Origin of the sequence: Acidovorax sp. (assembly GCF_034519795.1) — a bacterium.
Classification (GTDB): Bacteria; Pseudomonadota; Gammaproteobacteria; order Burkholderiales; family Burkholderiaceae_C; genus Acidovorax.
Window position 1 is genome coordinate 275,632 of record NZ_JAXHOB010000012.1, and the last position, 20,517, is coordinate 296,148.

At 67.9% G+C, this 20,517-nt stretch carries 15 protein-coding genes; 13 read left to right on the forward strand and 2 right to left on the reverse strand.

Going from position 1 to position 20,517, the window contains the following annotated elements; all coding sequences use genetic code 11:
• Positions 1-184 precede the first annotated feature (184 nt).
• Entirely contained in the window at positions 185-1,216 is a 1,032-nt protein-coding gene (dusA, locus tag U5N23_RS14835) for a tRNA dihydrouridine(20/20a) synthase DusA (protein WP_322593553.1), read from the forward strand.
• On the opposite strand, the gene U5N23_RS14840 is transcribed toward dusA, so the two are convergent.
• Positions 1,191-4,004 carry an EAL domain-containing protein gene (locus tag U5N23_RS14840; protein ID WP_322593554.1) on the reverse strand — a complete coding sequence of 938 codons (2,814 nt, stop codon included), beginning with the start codon at positions 4,002-4,004 and terminating at the stop codon, positions 1,191-1,193. The two genes, dusA and U5N23_RS14840, sit on opposite strands and share 26 nt — an antisense overlap.
• 242 nt (positions 4,005-4,246) lie before the next feature.
• On the opposite strand from U5N23_RS14840, the gene U5N23_RS14845 reads away from it, so the two are divergent.
• The 3 genes from U5N23_RS14845 (at position 4,247) to U5N23_RS14855 (ending at position 7,798) form a co-directional block, all read left to right on the forward strand.
• Positions 4,247-5,311 (forward strand): (p)ppGpp synthetase, encoded by a 1,065-nt coding sequence (locus U5N23_RS14845; RefSeq protein ID WP_322593555.1) that lies wholly within the window; start codon positions 4,247-4,249, stop codon positions 5,309-5,311.
• 223 nt (positions 5,312-5,534) lie between these two features.
• Positions 5,535-7,091: a polyhydroxyalkanoate depolymerase gene (locus U5N23_RS14850; protein WP_322593556.1), complete on the forward strand. Its 1,557-nt coding sequence runs from the start codon at positions 5,535-5,537 to the stop codon at positions 7,089-7,091.
• A gap of 26 nt (positions 7,092-7,117) precedes the next feature.
• Positions 7,118-7,798: an RnfABCDGE type electron transport complex subunit B gene (locus U5N23_RS14855; RefSeq protein WP_322593882.1), complete on the forward strand. Its 681-nt coding sequence runs from the start codon at positions 7,118-7,120 to the stop codon at positions 7,796-7,798.
• Between the two features lie 21 nt (positions 7,799-7,819).
• On the opposite strand, the gene U5N23_RS14860 is transcribed toward U5N23_RS14855, so the two are convergent.
• Positions 7,820-9,307, reverse strand: a complete 1,488-nt coding sequence (locus U5N23_RS14860) for a methyl-accepting chemotaxis protein (RefSeq protein WP_322593557.1) — start codon at positions 9,305-9,307, stop codon at positions 7,820-7,822.
• Between the two features lie 203 nt (positions 9,308-9,510).
• Between U5N23_RS14860 and dapC the strand changes: the two genes are divergently transcribed.
• The 9 genes from dapC (at position 9,511) to U5N23_RS14905 (ending at position 20,378) form a co-directional block, all read left to right on the forward strand.
• Entirely contained in the window at positions 9,511-10,716 is a 1,206-nt protein-coding gene (gene dapC, locus U5N23_RS14865; RefSeq protein ID WP_322593558.1) for a succinyldiaminopimelate transaminase, read from the forward strand.
• A gap of 5 nt (positions 10,717-10,721) precedes the next feature.
• A complete protein-coding gene (dapD, locus tag U5N23_RS14870; protein ID WP_322593559.1) occupies positions 10,722-11,555 on the forward strand; it encodes a 2,3,4,5-tetrahydropyridine-2,6-dicarboxylate N-succinyltransferase in 834 nt (277 codons plus the stop codon).
• Between the two features lie 74 nt (positions 11,556-11,629).
• Positions 11,630-12,793: a PilT/PilU family type 4a pilus ATPase gene (locus U5N23_RS14875; protein WP_322593560.1), complete on the forward strand. Its 1,164-nt coding sequence runs from the start codon at positions 11,630-11,632 to the stop codon at positions 12,791-12,793.
• A gap of 57 nt (positions 12,794-12,850) precedes the next feature.
• A complete protein-coding gene (dapE, locus tag U5N23_RS14880; protein WP_322593561.1) occupies positions 12,851-14,032 on the forward strand; it encodes a succinyl-diaminopimelate desuccinylase in 1,182 nt (393 codons plus the stop codon).
• On the forward strand, positions 14,029-14,931 hold the full coding sequence (prmB, locus tag U5N23_RS14885) for a 50S ribosomal protein L3 N(5)-glutamine methyltransferase (protein WP_322593562.1): 903 nt from the start codon (positions 14,029-14,031) through the stop codon (positions 14,929-14,931). Before dapE ends, prmB begins: the two co-directional genes overlap by 4 nt.
• Complete coding sequence (locus U5N23_RS14890; RefSeq protein WP_322593563.1) at positions 14,928-15,971, forward strand: glycosyltransferase family 2 protein; 1,044 nt, start codon at positions 14,928-14,930, stop codon at positions 15,969-15,971. Before prmB ends, U5N23_RS14890 begins: the two co-directional genes overlap by 4 nt.
• Positions 15,972-15,974: 3 nt before the next feature.
• Positions 15,975-17,444 (forward strand): DUF2142 domain-containing protein, encoded by a 1,470-nt coding sequence (locus tag U5N23_RS14895; RefSeq protein WP_322593564.1) that lies wholly within the window; start codon positions 15,975-15,977, stop codon positions 17,442-17,444.
• 46 nt (positions 17,445-17,490) lie between these two features.
• Complete coding sequence (locus U5N23_RS14900) at positions 17,491-17,838, forward strand: 4-amino-4-deoxy-L-arabinose-phospho-UDP flippase (protein WP_322593565.1); 348 nt, start codon at positions 17,491-17,493, stop codon at positions 17,836-17,838.
• Entirely contained in the window at positions 17,835-20,378 is a 2,544-nt protein-coding gene (locus tag U5N23_RS14905; RefSeq protein WP_322593566.1) for a hypothetical protein, read from the forward strand. Before U5N23_RS14900 ends, U5N23_RS14905 begins: the two co-directional genes overlap by 4 nt.
• Positions 20,379-20,517 lie beyond the last annotated feature (139 nt).

Here is a 20,517-nt window from a genome sequence, read left to right on the forward strand (position 1 = left end):
ACAGGAGCCTGTCGGACTTGGAAATCGTCGGCTGCAAAGCGGCCGCAGCGGTCCATTTTTCACCGCCTTTTTGCCCCATAGCCTGGCTATGGGGCTGCAAATCCGGCAAAAACTGTCCTCGCTGAGGCCGATTTTCGCTTTCGACGCTCCAAGTCCGACAGACTCCTAAACACCGGTTTCAGTTTTGGAAAACACCCCCGAATCCCTCCCAGCGCCCGCAGCACCGCGCGCCGAACACAGCCCTTGGCGCATGTCCGTTGCGCCGATGATGGACTGGACGGACCGCCACTGCCGCTACTTCCACCGCCTGCTGACCCGCCAGACCCTGCTGTACACGGAGATGGTGAACGCAGGCGCCATCATCCATGGCGGCACGGAGCGGCACCTGCGCTTCAACGCCGAGGAGCACCCCGTGGCGCTGCAGCTGGGGGGTAACGAGCCCGACCGGCTTGCAGAGGCTGCGCGGCTCGGCGCGCAATGGGGCTATGGCGAGATCAACCTCAACTGCGGTTGCCCGAGCGACCGGGTGCAGCGCGGTGCCTTCGGCGCCAGCCTGATGAAGGCGCCCCAGCTGGTGGCCGACGGCGTGAAGGCCATGAAAGACGTGGTGGACGTGCCCGTGACGGTCAAGCACCGCATCGGCATCGACAAGGAAGAGCACTACGGCTTCGTGCGCGATTTCGTGGGCACCGTGGCCGATGCCGGCTGCAAGGTGTTCATCGTGCATGCGCGCAATGCCTGGCTGCAGGGCCTGTCGCCCAAGGAAAACCGCGACATCCCGCCGCTGCGCTACGAGGTGGTGCACCAGCTCAAGGCCGATTTCCCGCACCTGACCATTGCCATCAACGGCGGCATCCAGGCCGACGAGGTGGTGCAGGAGCAACTGGCGCACCTGGACGGTGTGATGATCGGCCGCGAGGCCTACCACAACCCCTGGTGGCTGGCGCGCTGGGACCACTTGTACTACGGCGGTGAGCCCTGCGCCCTGACGCGCGACGAGGTCGAACTGGCCATGGTGGACTACATGGAGCGCGAGGCTGCCCTGTACGGCACGCCCTGGCCCCATATCGCGCGCCACATGCTGGGCCTGCGCCATGGCCTGCGCGGCGCGCGCCTGTGGCGCCAGGTCTGGAGCAACCACCTGCTCAAGGACCGGCCGGCGCGCGAGGTGCATGCCCTGGCGCTGGCGACTACCCTGGTGCCTGAACCCGTTTGATGCGGTCCAGCCAGCCGGCCAGCGGCTCGGGCCGCCCGAACAGGTAGCCCTGCAGGCAGTCGCATTGGCTGGCCGCGAGGAAGTCGGCCTGGGCGCGCGTTTCCACCCCTTCGGCCACCACGCGAAGGCCCAGGTGGCGCGCCACCGAGAGGATGGACTGCACGATGGCCGTATCGCTCGGGTCGTCGGGCGTGTCCTGCACGAAGCTCTTGTCGATCTTGAGCTCGTACAGCGGCAAGCGCTTGAGGTAGGCCAGGCTCGAATAGCCGGTGCCGAAGTCGTCGATCGAAAAGCGCACCCCGAGCTGCACCAGCTCCGTCATGCGGGCGATGGTGTCGTCCAGGTTCTCGATGAGCAGGCTTTCGGTGACCTCCAGAATCAGGCAGGACGGCGTGGCACCGGTCTGGGCCAGCACGTTGCGCACGCGCTCGACGAAGTCGTCCTGGCGGAACTGGCGCTGGCTGACGTTCACCGAAATCGACAGCGGCTCCCCCGTGCCGCCGCGGGCCACCCGCGCAGCCTCCAGCTGCGCAATCGCATCGCAGGCCTTCTCGATCATCCAGGCGCCCATGGGCAGTATCAGCGCCGAGGACTCTGCGATGGGGATGAAGCGCGCCGGCGGCACGCTGCCGCGCACCGGATGGCTCCAGCGCATGAGCAGCTCACCGCCCACCACCACCCCCTGCGCATCCACCTGCGGCTGCACGAAGGCGGCCAACTGCCCCTCGGCCATCGCCTTCTTGAGGTCCTGCTCCAGTGCCAGGCGCTCCTGCACGTCGGCCTGCATGGCCGCCTCGTAGAAGCGGATGCGGTTGCGCCCCAGGTCCTTGGCGCGGTACATGGCCGTGTCCGCCTCGCGCAGCAGGTCCTCCACCTGCTCCGCGCGCTTGGGGAACAGCGTGATCCCCAGGCTGCCGGTGCTGCTGTAGAGGTGGGTGTCGATGGCATAGGGCAGCTCCAGCGCCTCGCGCACGCGCTCGGCCACGGCCAGGGCCTGGCGCCCCGCAGTGGCCATGTCGCTGGCAATGCCCTGCAGCAGCAGCACGAATTCGTCGCCCCCCAGGCGGGCCACGGTATCGCCCGGGCGCAGCAGGCCCGTCAGGCGCCGGGCCACCTCCACCAGCAACTGGTCCCCCAGGGTATGGCCGCGCGCGTCGTTGATCTGCTTGAAGTTGTCCAGGTCCACGAACAGCACCGCCCCGACCTGGCCGCTGCGGCGCGCGGCGGCCAGGGCCAGCCCCAGCCGGTCGAGCAGCATGCGGCGGTTGGGCAGTCCGGTGAGGGCATCGAAGTAGGCCAGCTGGTGGGTGCGGGCTTCGGCCTGCTGGCGCTCGGTGATGTCGCGGGCCAGGGCCACGAAGCGCGGCCCCTCACCCGGGTGGGTGCTTTCCTTGCGCGCGATGGACAGCTCGTACCAATGCGCCTGACCATCGATCTCCAGGTGGTACTGGTGGCCTGCGGAGTGCCCGCCCGCAAGCGCCGCCTGCACGGCCTGCAGGCAGCCGGCAGCCTCCTCGGGGGGCACGATGTCCTGCAGGCGGCGCCCCACGAAGTGCGCGGGCGCCAGGCCGGACTGCGGCATGCGCGCAGAGCGGCAGTGGTGGATGCGGCCCTCGGCATCGAGCTCGAACAGCAGGTCCGGGATGGCGCTGAGCGTGCTCTCCAGGTCATCGCGCGCACCCCGCAGCTCGGCTGTCATGCGGCGGGCCAGCGCCACGGCGCGCTCGCGCCCGGTGGCCAGCACCCAGGCGAACCAGCCCAGCAGCAGGCCCAGGAACAGACCCATCACCGCCACCATGTGGTGGCCCTCGTCCTCGTGGCGCAGGTCGAACGCCGGCAGCGGCGCCATCAACAGCGTCCAGGAGCGCCCGCCCACCTCCAGCCGGCGGCTGACCTGCAAGGTGCCCCGCGCAAGGGCCTGCGCCTGCAATGCCGGATCGCCATGCAGCAGGGCATCGGGCAGAGGCTCCTGGCCATCGTAGATGGCCAGGGCAATGTCGGGATCGAACTCCCGGGACAGCCCCCGGACCACGTCCCCCACCCGGAAGGGGGCCGCCACCCAGCCCAGGATGGCGCGGCGGCGGCCCGACAGGGATTCGGCCTCCAGCAGCGTGGAATAAACCGGCAGAAACAGCCCCACCTCGCCCTGCGGCGGCGTGCCCGGTGGCAAGGGGCCCAGCAGGCCCGACAGCGCCAGCCGGCCGGAATCGCGGGCCCGCTCCAGGGCCTCACGCGCCACCGGCAGCGTGAGCGCGTCCAGGCCCAAGGCCTCCAGGTTGCGGCCCTCCAGCGGTTCGATGTGGGTGATGGGAGCGTACTGCGCGCGCTCGCCAGGCGGGTGCACGGTGTAGCCCGAAAAGCCGCGGCCCCGCATGTCGGCCAGATGGGCCGGCAGGCGGCTGCCCTGCACGAACATGAGCAGCGCGATGCCTTGCAGGCCAGGGCGGGTCTGCTGCATCTGCAGCGCATCGACATAGGACTGGAACTCGCCCCTCTCGATGCGCTCGGAGCCGTCGACATAGCCCTGCACGCCCCGGAGCATCACCTCGTAGGTGGACATGCGGTCGCGCAGGTTGTAGGCAATCTGCTCGGCCGCCGCATGGAAGTTGCGCAGCCGCTTGTCGGCCGATTCGCTTTGGGCCCTGTGCCAGTACAGGCCGGTCACCCCGAGCATCATCAGGGCCATCAGCGGCGGCAATACCAGCACCAGCCAGCGCTGGCTGGCGGGTGTGTCCTGGAATGTCCCGGACTCCGTGGCTGCGGGGACCTGGTGTTGTTCTGGTGTCATCGCATGGGGACAGGCAGCAGGGGCTGCGCCCCAGCGGGGCGCAGGTAACCTGCCGCCCCATTATCAGGTTTCACGCAGACCTGCCAAGCGAGGTCACCCGATGCGCCGCACAGGCGGCATCTGCGTGAATTGGTGCCGGGAGTGCGGCTTCGGCTGACATCGCGACCGCCAGAATGGAGGTATCGTTCGCGTGGCAGTTTTTTCGCATTTCCGGCACCACCCGCCTCTTTGCAGACCCATCCATGGCATCGCTTGATTTTGAACGGGAAGAGTCCCGCTTCCGTGCGTTCTACGCAGCCCAGAAACCCGTGCTGGAGGAGGCCTGCGCCGCCTTCACCGCTGCCATCGCCGGGGTGGTGGGCGATGCCGGAAGCGTGGACGTCTCCAAGGTGGAGGGGCGCGTGAAGGACGTGGACGAGTGCATCCGCAAGTTCGCGCGCAAGTACCGGCCCGGCCTGGAAGAGAGCAACACCGCCTACGAGATCCAGCACTGGATCACCGACCTGGTCGGCGTGCGCGTGGTCTGCCTGTACGAGGACGAGCTGGAGAAGGTGGCGCAGATCGTGCGCCAGCATTTTGCGGTGATCGACGTGACCGACAAGGCGTCGGCCGTGGAAAGCACCGAGGCCTCGTTCGGCTACAAGGGCCTGCACCTGGACCTGCGCCCCGGCCCGCGTGACCTGCCGGCGCTCGCCGCGCATGCCGAGCAGCCGTTTGAGCTGCAGGTGCGCACCATCATCCAGGACTCCTGGAGCGTGCTGGACCACAAGATCAAGTACAAGAAATCCATCCCCGGCCAGCTCAAGCGGCGCATCAATGTGCTCTCGGCCCTGTTCGAGCTGGCCGACCGCGAGTTCCGCCAGATCCGCGACGAGACGGCCGCAGAACTGCTGCAGGCCCCCGACGAGACGGTGGAGGCCGGGGCAGAGGTCGACCACGATGCCGCCACCGCACCCAAGTACTCGTCCCTGGGCAGCGAACTCAACGCCTTCACCTTCCTCAAGATCGCCACGCATTTCTTCAAGGACTTCGAGTTCGACCCCTCCAAGGTGGACAGCTTCGTGGACGACATCCAGGCCTGGTCGCCCGGCATCACGCGCGCGCGCTTCAACACCCTGATGCGGGAGACCGTGGGCACGGTCAAGCGCTACAAGCAGCACTTCGAGGAACAGAACCCCCAGGGCAGCTTCAACCCCTACACCGTGATACGGCACTGCCTGTACCTGGCCAACCGCACGCAGTTCCGACCGGCTTTGCGCAACGTGGCCCGCGAGGCCTTCGAATCCTGGCTGGCGGACAACGGCTGAGCGGGGGGGGGGCGTGCCTGGCGCGGCCACGGTGCCAGGTCGGCAACAGGGTTTTTCTGAAAAAACCACAGCAGCAGGGCGTTTCACAGCAGGCCCTGCGCAGTCCTTGCCAGGTGAATGGACAGCGCTGTCACCAAAGCGACTGGGCCTAGGTGGTTTTCCCGCATGCAGAGGTAACCAAGTGCTGCTATATTGCACTGCAACATAACGGAGTTTCGCCCCCATGCTCTACCAGATCTACGAAACCCAGCGCTCCCTGATGGAGCCGGTCACCGACTTTGCGCAAGCCGCGGCCAAGCTCTTCAGCAACCCCATGTCGCCCCTGAGCCAGACGGCGTTCGCCCAGCGCATGTCCGCCGGCTACGATCTGCTGTACCGCCTGGGCAAAGACTATGAAAAGCCGACCTTCGACATCCACACGGTGGACGTGGATGGCGTGGGCGTGGCGGTGCACGAAAACATCGAACTGGACAAGCCCTTTTGCGAACTGCGCCGGTTCAAGCGCTTTTCGGACGACACCGACACCCTGGTCAAGATCAAGGCCCAGCCCGTGGTGCTGATCGTGGCACCGCTGTCGGGCCACTACGCCACGCTGCTGCGCGACACCGTGCGCACCATGCTCAAGGACCACAAGGTCTACATCACCGACTGGAAGAACGCCCGCCTGGTGCCGCTGTCCGAAGGCGAATTCCACCTCGACGACTATGTGAACTACGTGCAGGAGTTCATCCGCCACCTGCAGGCCACCTATGGCAACTGCCACGTCATCAGCGTGTGCCAGCCCACGGTGCCGGTGCTGGCCGCCGTCTCGCTGATGGCCAGCCGCGGCGAGAAGACCCCGCTGACCATGACCATGATGGGCGGCCCCATCGATGCGCGCAAGTCGCCCACGGCGGTGAACAACCTGGCCATGAACCGCAGCTACGAGTGGTTCGAGAACAACGTGATCTACCGCGTGCCCGACAACTTCCCAGGCGCCGGCCGCCGCGTGTACCCGGGCTTCCTGCAGTACACGGGCTTCGTGGCCATGAACCCGGACCGCCACGCCACGAGCCATTACGACTACTTCAAGGACCTTATCAAGGGCGACGACGCCAGCGCCGAGGCCCACCGCAAGTTCTACGACGAGTACAACGCCGTGCTGGACATGGATGCGGACTACTACCTGGAAACCATCAAGACCGTGTTCCAGGACTACGACCTGGTGCATGGCACCTGGGACGTGCGTTCGCCCGAGGGCAAGGTCGAGCGCGTGCGCCCGCAGGACATCACCACCACCGCCCTGTTCACGGTGGAAGGCGAGCTGGACGACATCTCCGGCTCGGGCCAGACCGAAGCCGCGCACGACCTGTGCACCGGCATCGTGCGCAAGGAGCAGCGCCACCTGGAAGCCAAGGGCGCCGGGCACTACGGCATCTTCAGCGGCCGGCGCTGGCGCGACATCGTGTACCCCGAGGTGCGCAAGTTCATCCTCTCGCACGAAGTCCCGCAGAAAAAGGCACCCCGCCCCGTCGCCGTGACTGAAATGCCGGACGACAATCCGCCCGCGCCGCCGAGCAAGGTCGCCGCCAGCAAGCCCGTGGCGAAGAAGGCGCCGGCCAAGGCCGCAGCCAAGCCTGCGATCAAGGCCGTGCCTGCGTCCGCCAAGGCCGCCGTGCAGGCAACGCCCGCCAGCGGGGCGGCCGCAGCCCCCGAGCCGGAGGCTCCAGTGGCCAAGGCGGCCGTCACTGCCGCCCCCGCATCGCGCACCCGCCGCACCACGGCGGCACGCAAGGCTTGAATCCGCAGCCGGACGCCCGCGCACCCCTGCCTTCACCGCCTGCAGGGCCGGCCGCGCATGCGCTGGCGGCCCGCATCGACGCCGCCCTGCCGCAGACGCAGTGCACCCGCTGCGGCTACCCGGACTGCGCGGCCTACGCGCAGGCCATCGCCTTCGAGGCAGCGCCCATCAACCAGTGCCCGCCCGGCGGTGCCGAAGGGGTTGCCCGGCTGGCGGCCATCACCGGCCAGCCGGTGCTGCCACTGAGTGCCGAGCATGGCCTGGAGGTGCCGCGCGCTCTGGCCATCATCGACGAGAACTGGTGCATCGGCTGCACGCTGTGCATCAAGGCCTGCCCGACGGATGCCATCGTAGGCGCCAACAAGCGCATGCATACCGTGATCGAGCCGCATTGCACCGGGTGCGAGCTGTGCATCCCCGTGTGCCCGGTGGACTGCATCCGCCTTGAAACCGTGAGCGGCCAGGCCACGGGCTGGGCCGCCTGGAGCCCGCTGCTGGCGGACCATGCGCGCGGGCGTTATGCGCTGCACAAGGCCCGGGTGGCTGCCGGTGCGCCCGAGGAGCCGGACGACGAAGACAGCGCCGTACCCGCCGATGCCTCTGCGCCTCCCGGCGGTGGTGCCGATGCGGCCGCCCAGGCGCGCAAGGCGGCCATTGCCGCCGCCATGGCCCGCGCCCGGGAACAACGCGCCGGAACGCAGCGCTGAGCCAGGCGCGCCCAGGCCCCGTCAGCGTGCGGCCAGCGCCTTGTACACGCCGCAGCCCAGGTACAGGTCGCCCGCCCGTTCCACGAAGGACATCTTGGTCTGCACCGCACCGGTGGCCGGGTTGGTGATGTCGTACTCGACCCAGCCCGGACCGGCATCGGCCTGGGCCACGATGTCTTCGATCAGCCGGTCACCCGCGATGCCGGGAATATCCTGCACCCGGGTGCCCACCTTGGCCGGGTTGCCACCGAAGGCGCGGTAGGTGCCGCCGGCATCGAGCACGAACACGTACATGTCCCGGTCGTTGAAGGGCTGGCTCTTGTCGGTGATGCGCGCCAGGAACTGGTCCCGCGAGCTGCCCTTGTGCAGGGCCGCGGCGCGCTTGACCAGGGCCACCGCCTCTTCGGCCGTGCCCTGCTGCAGGCGAAACGCCGACACCGCGCGCGACAGCGTGGAGGCGCGGCTTTCCAGCGCCTCGGCCTGCCCCACGGCCTGGCCCACCATCTGTGCGTTGCGCTGGGTGATCTGGTCGAGCTGCTGCACGGCGCTGCTGATTTCGCGCAGGCCCGTGCTCTGCTCGGCGCTGGAACTGGAGATCTCGGACATGCTGGCCGCCACGCTGCGCATGCCGCCGGCCATATCGGTGATGCCTTCACCGGCGGTGCGGATCAGGCCGGCGCTGGCCTCCACCTGCGTGACCGAGGCATTGATCAGCTCGCGGATCTCGCGCGCGGCATCGGCCGAGCGCTTGGCCAGCATGCGCACCTCGGACGCCACCACGGCAAAGCCGCGACCCTGCTCGCCCGCCCTCGCCGCCTCCACCGCCGCGTTGAGCGCCAGGATGTTGGTCTGGAAGGCGATGGCGTCGATGGTGCCGATGATCTCCGTCATGCGGCGCGCGCCCTGCTGGATGGCCTGCACCGACTGCACGGCGCGGCCCATGGCCTCGGCCCCGGTGTCGGCGGCCTGGCGCATCTGGCCGGCGCGCTGGTCGGCGCCCTGGGCCGTCTGGGCATTGTTCTGCACCGTGGACGAGAGCTGCTCCACGCTGGCGGCGGTTTCTTCGAGGTTGGCGGCCTGCTGCTCGGTGCGCTCGGCCAGCTCGCGGTTGCCGTGGGCCAGGCTCTGGCCGGCATGGGCCACCAGGGCGGCGTTGCTGCGGATGTCGGCCACCATGGACGAGAGCCGCAGCACCATGGCGTCGAGCGCCCGGGCCATCTGTGCCATCTCGTCGCTGCCGCCGGTGGCGGCATGCACGCACAGGTCGCCGTCGGTGATGCGCGCCATGGCGCCGGACAGGGCCGCCATGTCGTCCACCAGGCTCAGGTACAGCGCCAGCAGCGCATACAGCACCACCACGCTGCCCGCCAGGGCTACCCACCAGGGGGCCCCCAGCGATGCGGCGGCCAGCGTACAGGCAATGGGCACGGCCAGCGTGGCCAGCTTGCCCGCAAGGTGCAGCCGGCGCATCCACCACAGGCCAGGCCGCAATGGAAGGAATCCTGCCATGTTGTCTCCGATATCGTTGTATTCCCGGGCCATGATCGCGCTGCGGGGTTTCGCAACCATACTAGGCATGGGCCTTACGCCGGATTGACAAGCAGCGCCACCCAAGGGTTTGCGATAGGAGCTGTGCCGGGGGACACACCGCAAGCGCGCCAGGCCGCTCGCCTGCGTCCCCGCAGGCACGGCATCACCCATAATGATGGCCCATGAACCCCCTGCTCTCCCACCTGCAGCCCTACCCGTTCGAGCGGCTGCGAAAGCTCTTCGCCGCAGTGGTGCCTCCGGCCCAGTATTCCCCCATCAGCCTGGGCATGGGGGAGCCGCGCCATCCTACACCGCAGTTCATCAAGGACGCACTCAGCAACAACCTCAATGGCCTGGCGAGCTACCCGGCCACGGCGGGCGAGCCGCGCCTGCGCGAGGCCTTCACCACTTGGTTGCGCAAGCGCTACGCGCTGACGCTGGACGCAGGCAGCCAGGTGCTGCCCATCAATGGCTCGCGCGAGGCGCTGTTTGCCTTTGCCCAGACCGTGGTCGACCCGACGAAGCCCGACCCGGTGGTGGTCTGCCCCAACCCGTTCTACCAGATCTATGAAGGCGCGGCCCTGCTCTCGGGTGCCACGCCCTACTACGCCCCGAGCGATCCGGCGCGCAACTTCGCGGTGGACTGGGACAGCGTGCCGACGGAGGTCTGGAAGCGCACGCAGTTGCTCTTCGTGTGCTCGCCGGGCAACCCCACGGGGGCCGTCATGCCGCTGCATGAATGGCAGAAGCTCTTCGCGCTGAGCGAGCGGCATGGCTTCATCATCGCCTCGGACGAGTGCTACAGCGAGATCTACTTCCGCGACGAGCCGCCGCTCGGCGGGCTGCAGGCCGCAGCGCAGTCGGGCCGCCCCGATTTCCAGAACCTGATCTCCTTCACCAGCCTGTCCAAGCGCAGCAACGTACCCGGGCTGCGCAGCGGCTTCGTGGCCGGCGATGCGGCGCTGATCAAGGCCTTCCTGCTGTACCGCACCTACCATGGCAGCGCCATGAGCCCTATCGTGCAGGCCGCCAGCATCGCGGCCTGGGGCGACGAGCAGCACGTGACCGAAAACCGTGCGCTCTACCGCAAGAAATTCGCCCAGGTCACGCCACTGCTGGCCGGCGTGATGGACGTGGCGCTGCCCGATGCCGGCTTTTACCTCTGGGCCAAGGTGCCCGAGGCCCTGAGAATGACCGACGCCGAGTTCGCCCGCGAGCTTCTGGCTCAATACAATGTCACCGTGCTGCCGGGCAGCTACCTGGCCCGCGAGGCCGGTGGCTTCAACCCCGGCGCCCAGCGCGTGCGCATGGCCCTGGTGGCCGAGGCCGAAGAATGCGTGGAGGCCGCGATGCGCATCGTCCAATTCATCCAATCCCGTACTGTCTGACATCCATGACCCAACAACTCCAGAACATCATCGACGCCGCGTGGGAAAACCGCGCCACCATCTCGCCTGCCGCAGCCCCCAAGGAAGTCGCTGACGCCGTCGAGCACGTCATTGCCGAACTCAACAACGGCACCCTGCGCGTGGCCACCCGCGAGGCCGTGGGCCAGTGGACCGTGCACCAGTGGATCAAGAAGGCCGTGCTGCTGTCGTTCCGCCTCAAGGACAACGAAGTCGTCAAGGCCGGCGACCTGGGCTTTTATGACAAGGTGCAGACCAAGTTCGCCCACCTGAACGAAGAACAGATGAAGGCCACCGGCGTGCGCGTGGTGCCCCCGGCCGTGGCGCGCCGCGGCAGCTTCATCGCCAAGGGCGCGATCCTGATGCCCTCGTATGTGAACATCGGCGCCTACGTGGGCGAAGGCACCATGGTCGACACCTGGGCCACCGTGGGTTCGTGCGCGCAGATCGGCGCCAACGTGCACCTCTCGGGCGGCGTGGGCATCGGCGGCGTGCTGGAACCCCTGCAGGCCGGCCCGACCATCATCGAGGACAACTGCTTCATCGGCGCCCGCTCCGAAGTGGTCGAAGGCGTGGTCGTCGAAGAGCACTCGGTACTGGGCATGGGCGTGTACCTGGGCCAGAGCACCCCCATCTTCAACCGTGCCACGGGCGAGATCAGCTACGGCCGCGTGCCCACGGGCTCGGTGGTGGTCAGCGGCAACCTGCCCAAGACGGCGGCCAATGGCGCGCCCTACAGCATGTATGCTGCCATCATCGTCAAGCAGGTGGATGCGCAGACCCGCTCCAAGACCAGCATCAACGACCTGCTGCGCGACTGATTCCAGTCCCGCAGAGCCTTCCAGCACGCACGGCCAGCGCCGGCAGACAAACCGACAATGAGAGGGGAAACACCATGAGTACGATGGAGCGGATTCTTCGCCTGATGAGCGAAAAGAAGGCATCGGACGTCTACCTGTCGGCCAATGCCCCGGCGCTGATCAAGATCAACGGCGAGTGCGTGCCGATCAACAACCAGATCCTGCCGCCGGATGCGCCGCGCAACCTGCTGTCCGAGATCATCACGCCCGACCGCATCGAGGAGCTGGAAGAGACCGGCGAGCTCAACATGGGCGTGCCGCTCTCGGGCGTGGGGCGCTTTCGTATCAGCGCCATGCGCCAGCGCGGCAGCTATGCGGTGGTGATCCGCTTCATCTCGCAGCAGATTCCCGAAATCAGCAGCCTGGGCCTGCCCCCGGTGCTGACCGAACTGATCATGGAAAAGCGCGGCCTGATCCTCATGGTGGGCGCCACGGGCTCGGGCAAGAGCACCTCGCTCGCGTCCATGATCGACAGCCGCAACGAGGCGCTCACCGGCCACATCCTGACCATCGAAGATCCGGTGGAATACCAGTTCCGCAACAAGAAATCCATCGTCAACCAGCGCGAGATCGGCAGCGACACGCAGTCGCTGCAGACCGCCCTGAAGAACGCGCTGCGCCAGGCCCCCGACGTGATCCTGATCGGCGAAATCCGCGACCGCGAGACCATGTCGGCGGCCATCGCCTACGCCCAGTCGGGCCACTTGTGCCTGGCCACGCTGCACGGTAACAACAGCTACCACGCGCTCAACCGCATCCTGTCCTTCTACCCCGTGGAAGTGCGCCCCACCATGCTCGGCGACCTGGCGTCGGCGCTCAAGGCCGTGATCTCGCAGCGCCTGGTGCGCACCCTGGACGGGGGCCGCCTGCCGGCCGTGGAGGTCATGCTCAACACCAAGCTGGTGTCCGACCTGATCGAAAAGGGCGACTTCGGCGGCGTCAAGGAAGCCATGGAAAAATCCATGGCCGAAGGCTCGCAGACCTTCGAGGAGGATCTGGCGCGCATGATCATCGACAAGCGCATCGACAAGAAGGAAGGCATGGCTTTTGCCGACTCGCCTACCAACCTGATGTGGCGCCTGCAGAACGATTTCTCGCTGGCGGCCAATGCCGCCAAGGCGCAGAAGGAGTCGCGCGACGCGCCCGATGACATGCCCTCGTTCACCGAGATCGTGCTCGACGTGAAGCCTGCGGCCTGAGGCGGGGGCGCGCAGCGCCCCCATGTTCTTTTTGTCTTTGTCTTTTATTTGCCTGCGATGTCCCGTACCCTGCACCTGGCCGAACAGCTGATCTCCCTGCCCTCCATCACCCCCGACGACGCGGGCTGCCTGGAGGTGCTGGCAGCACGGCTGGCACCGCTGGGCTTTGAATGCGAGCGCATCGACAGCGGCCCCGACAATTTCCGCGTGAGCAACCTCTGGGCCCGGCGCAAGGGTGCGAACGGCAGTGCCGCCAAGACCCTGGTGTTTGCCGGCCACACCGACGTGGTGCCCACCGGCCCGCTGGAACAGTGGAGCAGCAACCCCTTCGTGCCCACGCACCGCGATGGCAAGCTCTTTGGCCGCGGTGCGAGCGACATGAAGACCTCCATCGCCGCCTTCGTGGTGGCCGTGGAGGACTTCCTGGCGGCCACGCCCGAGCCGCATGTCACCCTGGCCCTGCTGCTCACCAGCGATGAGGAAGGCCCCTCGGTCGACGGCACCAAGGTCGTGGTCGAGCAGCTCAGCGCGCGCGGCGAGCGCCTGGACTACTGCATCGTGGGCGAGCCGACCTCGGTGGAGCGCACCGGTGACATGATCAAGAACGGCCGGCGCGGCACCCTCTCGGGCAAGCTGGCGGTGCGCGGCATCCAGGGCCACATCGCCTACCCGCAGCTGGCGCGCAACCCCATCCACCAGGCCCTGCCGGCGCTGGCCGAACTGGCCGCGACCGAATGGGACCAGGGCAACGCCTTCTTCCCGCCCACCAGTTGGCAGATCAGCAACGTGCATGGCGGCACGGGCGCGACCAACATCATTCCCGGCGAGGTGGTGTGGGACTTCAACTTCCGCTTCTCGACCGAATCCACGGCCGAGGGCCTGAAGCAGCGCGTGCACGCCGTGCTCGACGCGCATGGCCTGGACTATGAGCTGCGCTGGACCCTGGGCGGCCAACCCTTCCTGACCACGCCGGGCGAACTCGTCACGGCCGTGCAGCAGGCCATCCTGGCCGAGACCGGCATCACCACCGAGCTGTCCACCACGGGCGGTACCAGCGACGGGCGCTTCATCGCCCAGGTCTGCCCCCAGGTGATCGAGCTGGGCCCGCCCAACGCTACCATCCACAAGATCGACGAGCACATCGTGGTGGCCGACATCGAGCCGCTCACCAACATCTACCGCCGCACCCTGGACAACCTGCATGCCCAGGCTCTCGCGGCTGCGGCGGTGCCGGCATGAGCGCGGTATTGACCGGGGGCACCGTGGGTGCCGTGGTGCAGTCCGCCGCCGCCCTGCTGGCATCGGCCGGCCTCGCATTCGGCCATGGCACGGCCAACGCGCACGACGAGGCTGCCTGGCTGGTGCTGTGGCGCCTGGGCCTGCCACTGGACAGCGACCTGTCGGACGCGCCCGGCGCGGTCAGCGCCCAGGGCGTTTCGGCCGAGCAACTGGTCCAGGTGCAGGCCTTGCTGCAGGAGCGCATCGACACCCGCAAGCCCGCCGCCTACCTCACGCGCGAGGCCTGGCTGCAGGGCGTGTCCTTCTATGTGGACGAGCGCGCCATCGTGCCGCGCAGCTTCATTGCCGAGTTGCTGGCCGATGGCAGCGTGGATGAGTTCCTGGGCGAACACACGCACCGCGTGCTGGACCTGTGCACCGGCAACGGCAGCCTGGCCGTGCTGGCCGCCATGGCCTGGCCCGAGATCACCGTGACCGGCGCCGACATCTCGCCCGACGCCCTGGAAGTGGCCCGCATCAATGTGGACCGCCATGGCCTGCAGGATCGCATCACGCTGCAGCTGTCGGACGGCCTTGCCGCCCTGCCCGGCCCCTGGGACCTGATCCTGTGCAACCCGCCCTACGTCAACGCCAACAGCATGGCCAAGCTGCCGGCCGAATACCGTGCCGAGCCCGAGCTGGCGCTGGCCGGTGGCAGCGATGGCATGGATTTCATCCGCCAGTTGCTCAAGGATGCGCCCGCGCGCATGGGCGAGAACGCCGTGCTGCTGCTGGAGATCGGCAACGAGCGCGAGCACTTCGAAGCCGCCTTCCCGCGCCTGCCGGTGTACTGGATCGATACCAGCGCCGGCGAAGACCAGGTGCTGCTCATCACGCGGGAGGCGCTGCTCCAGCCATGAACAGCATTTCCTCACCCGTGGCCCTTACAACCTCTCTTGCCTCCCCGCCCCCTGCGGCGCCCGCCCGTGTCGCCGTGGTCATCCCCTGCTACAAGGTCACGGCCCACGTGCTGGGCGTCATCGAGCGCATCGGCCCCGAGGTGCAGGGCATCTTCGCGGTGGACGACAAGTGCCCGGTCAACTCCGGCGCCTTCATCCAGCAGCACTGCACCGACCCGCGGGTGCAGGTGGTGTTCAACCCCGAGAACCTGGGTGTGGGCGGCGCCGTGATGCATGGCTACCGCCGCGCCATCGAGGCGGGCTACGACATCATCGTCAAGGTCGACGGCGACGGCCAGATGGACCCGCGCCTCTTGCCCGGCTTCATCGCCCCCATCCTCAGCGGCGAGGCCGACTACACCAAGGGCAACCGCTTCTTCGACCTCGAAGAGATCCACCAGATGCCGCGCATGCGCATCTTCGGCAACGCGGCCCTGTCGTTTTTGACCAAGATCTCCTCGGGCTACTGGCAGGTGTTCGATCCGACCAACGGCTACACGGCCATCCACGCGCGCGTGGCCAGCCACTTGCCGTTCGACAAGATCAGCCGCCGCTACTTCTTCGAGACGGACATGCTGTTTCGCCTGAACACCCTGCGCGCGGTGGTGGTCGACGTGCCCATGAACGCCCATTACGCCGACGAGGAAAGCAACCTCAAGATCAGCAAGATCCTGCCCGAGTTCACGGTCAAGCACCTGCGCAACTTCAGCAAGCGCATCTTCTACAACTACTACCTGCGCGACATGTCGCTGGCCTCCATCGAGCTGCCGCTGGGCCTGCTGATGCTGGGCTTTGGCACCTGTTTCGGCCTGCTGCACTGGATCAGCTCGAGCGCCCACCAGGCGTACTCGTCGGCCGGCACCGTGATGCTGGCGGCCCTGCCGGTCATCGCCGGCCTGCAGCTGCTGCTGGCCTTCATCGGGCACGACATCGCCTCGGTGCCCCAGAGGCCGCTGCACAAGGTGCTGCACAGGAAGATCGATCTCGGCAAGAACGGCTGAGGGATGGGTTCTTCCGTCCAGGCCGCCGCCACGCGCACCGGGGCGCGCCACCTGAAACCCCGCTTTGACCTGCGCACCGTTGACCTGCGCGCAGCAGGGCTGCCTGCGCTGGCGGGCGGCTTGCTGCTGGCGCTTGTGGTGGCATGGTGCCTGATGCGACTGGTGCCGGCCTTCCAGTCGCCTGACGAGAATGTGCACCTGCTGCGGGCCGACATGATCGCCCACGGCCAGTGGACCTTGCGCAAGGATGAACCGGACGAGGTGGGCAACCAGGGCGGCTACGTGGACCGCAATTTCATGGCGTTCACGTCGCGCATGCGGGTGCTCTCCGGCACGGAGCGCGACTACACGGCTTCGGCCAGCGCACTCATGGCGCACGCCTCCGGGGAGCGCTGGGCGCACAAGGACATGTTCGTCAACGCCGTGGGCACGGGCTACTACGCGCCCTTCATCTACCTTCCCCACGCGCTGGGCCTGCGCGCCGCGCGCGCGCTCGACCTGTCGATGCGCGCAAGCTACGAGCTGACGCGCCTGCTGGTGGCCGCCACAGCCCTGGGCCTGATCGCATGGGCGTGGCGGCTGTTCACACCCAATCTGCTGGTGCGTGCGCTGGTGCTGATGCCGATGGCCCTGTTCCAGATCATCTCGCCCACCATCGACGGGCTGAGCATCGCCGCGGCGCTGCTGCTGGCCGCGCTGTTCTCCGTGCGCTGCATGGCCCCCCGCGGCGACGCGAACCCGTTGCAGGAATACGCGCTCTATGCCTGCACCTTCCTGCTCGTGACGTCCCGCGTCAATCTGGCCCCCTTGCTGCTGCTGCCCCTGTGGCTGCTGGTGCGCCGGTTTTCGGCCGCGCACCTGCTGGCCTGGATCGCGCTGTGCGCGGCCTGCGCCGGCTGGACGCTCTACGGCATCGCCACCACGGCGGACGCCCGCCTGGTGCGCAACCACGCGACCATCGAGATACTGGCGATCTATCTGCAGGATCCACTCGGGTTCGCCCGCCTCGTCCTCGGTACGCTGCTGGACGGCGATACCGGGTACTTCTACGCCTACTCCTTCGTGGGCATGATGGGCTGGCTCGATGCCGCAGTCACCAAGGATGCGATGAAGGCGGTCTGGTGTGGCCTGGCAGTGGCACTGGTGGCGACCATCGGGTCGGCGCGCTGGCGGTGGCGCGATGCGGCTGCCCGGGCGCTGCTCCTGTTCGTGGCGCTGGCCAGTTGTGTCCTGGTCTTCCTGGCCCTGGCCATCAGCTGGAACGACTACCCGGTGGCCATCATCAGCGGCGTCCAGGGCCGCTACTTCATCGTGCCCGCCCTGCTGGGCGCCACGGCGCTGGGCCCCATGGGCCAGGCGGCCTCGCCCACCCACCGGACCGTGGCCAACGTGCTCACGGCCACCTTCGCCCTGGCCTCGCTCTACATCATGGCCACCACCCTGTCCGAGCGCTACGCCCTGCGGCTCCTTTAACATCGCCGGGCCCCCGCCCGATCACTCCCATCCGAGGTCCCGATCCATGTACGTCTATCTTCTGACCATCCTTTGTGTGGTGGGCATCGCCATCGGCCAGATCCTGTTCAAGGTCAGCGCCAATTCCATGAACAAGACCGGCAGCTTCTTCGCCCTCGAAACGCTGGCCGTGTTCTTTGCCACCATGGTGCTGTACGGCATCACCTCCATCGGCTGGGTGCTGATATTGCGCAAGGCCGAGCTGGGCAAGGTCTACCCCTTCATGGCCCTGGCCTTCGTCATCGTGCCGCTGGCCAGCCGTTTCTTCTTCGGTGAGCGCTTTGCGCCGACGTACTTCATCGGCACGGCCCTCATCATGTCGGGCATCGTGGTCACGGTGGCTGCATCCCGATGAGCGCCGCCTTCGGCGGGCGGCCCGGCGCCACACCGACCGGCGGATGGCTGGCAACGGCCTGGGGACTGTTCCTGGCCTTGGCTCTGTTGCTGCCGGTGGGTGCGTGGGCACAACAGCCGCTGCCGCCCGGTGCCTATGGCTTCGTCGACACGGTGGAGTACGACGCCACCACGGGCATGGTGCGCATCACCGGCTGGTGCTACGACTCGCAGAACCAGCGCCTGCCCAAGGACTTCCTGGTGCGCATCGGGGATGCCGAAAAGCGCATTGCCGTGCCCGAACGCAAGACCCGCCCATCCGTCGGGGTCTACTTCCAGGACGGGGACCGCATCGCCCTCGAATTCGCGCTCGAAGTGCGTTACCCACGTTACCTCGCGGGTGGCGAGCAGCCGGTCTCGGTGATCGCCCGGTTCGAGGATGGCGCCCGTTTCGACGTCCAGGCCTCCTCTCCCGCAGCCGGCAAGGTCCTGGGACCTGACACCCCTGCGCGGCACTGGCTGATCGCGGCCGCCGTGGCCAGCACCATTGCGCTGCTGCTGCTCCCCGGCTCCGGGCGCCTGCAGGCGCGCCTGGGCACCTGGGTCGGTGGCCACCGCCGGGTGGTGGCAGGCGGCATCGCAGGCATCTTCCTGGTGCTGGTGGGCATCGGCGCCACGGGTTCGTCGCTGGAGCTGTTGCTGGGCCGCACGGACCAGGGGCCGCACCCCTTCCTGTCGCAGGACAGTGCCATGACCCATGTGGCGGGCCAGCCGCGCAGCGTGCGCTCCGACGACTGGATGGTGATCACCGCCAGCGCCCTCGCGCAGGCCAACCACGAACCGCCCTTTCCCGTCGTCAACCGCCATCTGGGCCTGGATGGCCAGAACATGATGGTCATCGGCATGACCGGCGTGCCCGTGTGGCACATCTCGGCCCTGGCACGCCCGGCCACCTGGGGCTTCTTCGCCCTGCCGCTGGACAAGGCACTGGCCTGGTACTGGTATTTTCCGTTCTTCGCCTGCCTGCTGGCGCTGTGGTGGCTGCTCGACGTGCTGGCGCCCGGACGCCCGGGCCGCAGCCTGGCGCTGTCGGCCGTGTTCTGCGTGGCGCCCTATGCGGCGGGCTGGTCCCACTGGCCGCTGTACGCGGTGTTCTTCCCCTCGGGGGCCCTGGCCGCGACCTTGCTCATGCTGCGCCACAAGTCCGGCGCCCGCCTGGGGTGGCTGGCGCTGGCACTGGGCTGGTTCCTGGCGGGGTTCGCACTGGTGCTCTACCCGCCCTGGCAGATCACCGTGGCCACGCTGTATGCACTGGTGCTTGCGGCCTGGCTGGCCGACAACCGCCGGCAGATCGCCTGGGGGCGCCTCACACCGCTGGCGTTTGCGCTGGCCGTAGCGGTCATGGCGGCCCTGCTCTACTTCTGGTGGCAAGATTCCCGCGAAGCCATCGCGGCCATGCGCAACACGGTCTATCCGGGCCAGCGCGCGGCGCTGCGCGGCGGCGACCTGTCCCTCCTGGTGCTGCTGCGCGGCTTCGGCAATGCCGATACCCTGTCCAACCTGCAGCGCAGCGTCTTCAACGAGAGCGAATTTGGCTCGTACTTCCTGCTGCTGCTGGCCACCTGGTTCCTGTGCCTGCGGCATGCGCGCAGCCAGGGCCCCCACCGCTGGATGGTGGCCGCCTGCGCGCTGTTCACCGTGTTCACGGTGGTGTTCGGTATCTGGGGCATACCGCTGGCCCTGTCCAAGGCGATGTTCTGGCACTATGTGTCGTCGTCGCGCATCGATCTGGCGCTGGGCCTGGCCTGCCTGCTGGTGGTGGCCTGCCTGCCTGCGCCTGCAACTGCGCAAGGGCGCACGGCACCGGTGGTGCTGGGCCTGCTCACAGCCGCAGTGGCTGCGCTGGCCATGGCCGGCATCCCCGAAGACTTCCACCCCGGCCTGAGCACCACCCTGCTGGCCAGCATGGCCGTGGCCGCAGGGCTCATGGCCTGCTGGCTGGTGCAAGGCAAGGTGGCGCATTCCATCGCGCTCATGGCCGTGGTGTATGGGGCCGCCACCGTCGACTTCAATCCAGTGGGCCTGGCCCCTTCCCGCGTAGCGCTCAACGAGACGGTGCAGCGCTACGTCGCGGGCCCTGCCGGTGCCGATGGCCAGGCCCGGCCGAGGCGGGTGCTGGCGCTGTTCCCCAGCACGTCCAATGCCATGGTCCTGGCAGCCGCCGGCGTGCCGTTGGTGAACGGCGTTTTCTACTACCCCCAACCCAGCGTCTGGCGCGGCATGCATCTGCCGGCGGGCGACCAGGACACGGTGAACCGCTACCAGCACCTGAGCTTCGTGCAGGAAACCATGGTGCCCCCGGCGACCTACCGCGTGATCAACCCCACGCCCGACAGCGTGCGTGTGCTGGTCGACCCACGGCGTTTCGACTTCGCCCAGACCGGCGCGCAGGTGGTGATGGGCAACGACCAGATCTTCGAGCTGGCAGAAAACCCCCGTTTGCGCCTGCTCGGCAAGTACGAGGGCTGGGCCTGGTACGAGGTGGCTGGCGCGGCGCCCTAGGAGGCTGTCGGACTTGGAGCGTCGAAAGCGAAAATCGGCCTCAGCGAGGACAGTTTTTGCCGGATTTGCAGCCCCATAGCAGCCTCCTATGGCCGTCCTACAGGGTTTGCCCGGTATCGGCGACAATATGGGGATGCCT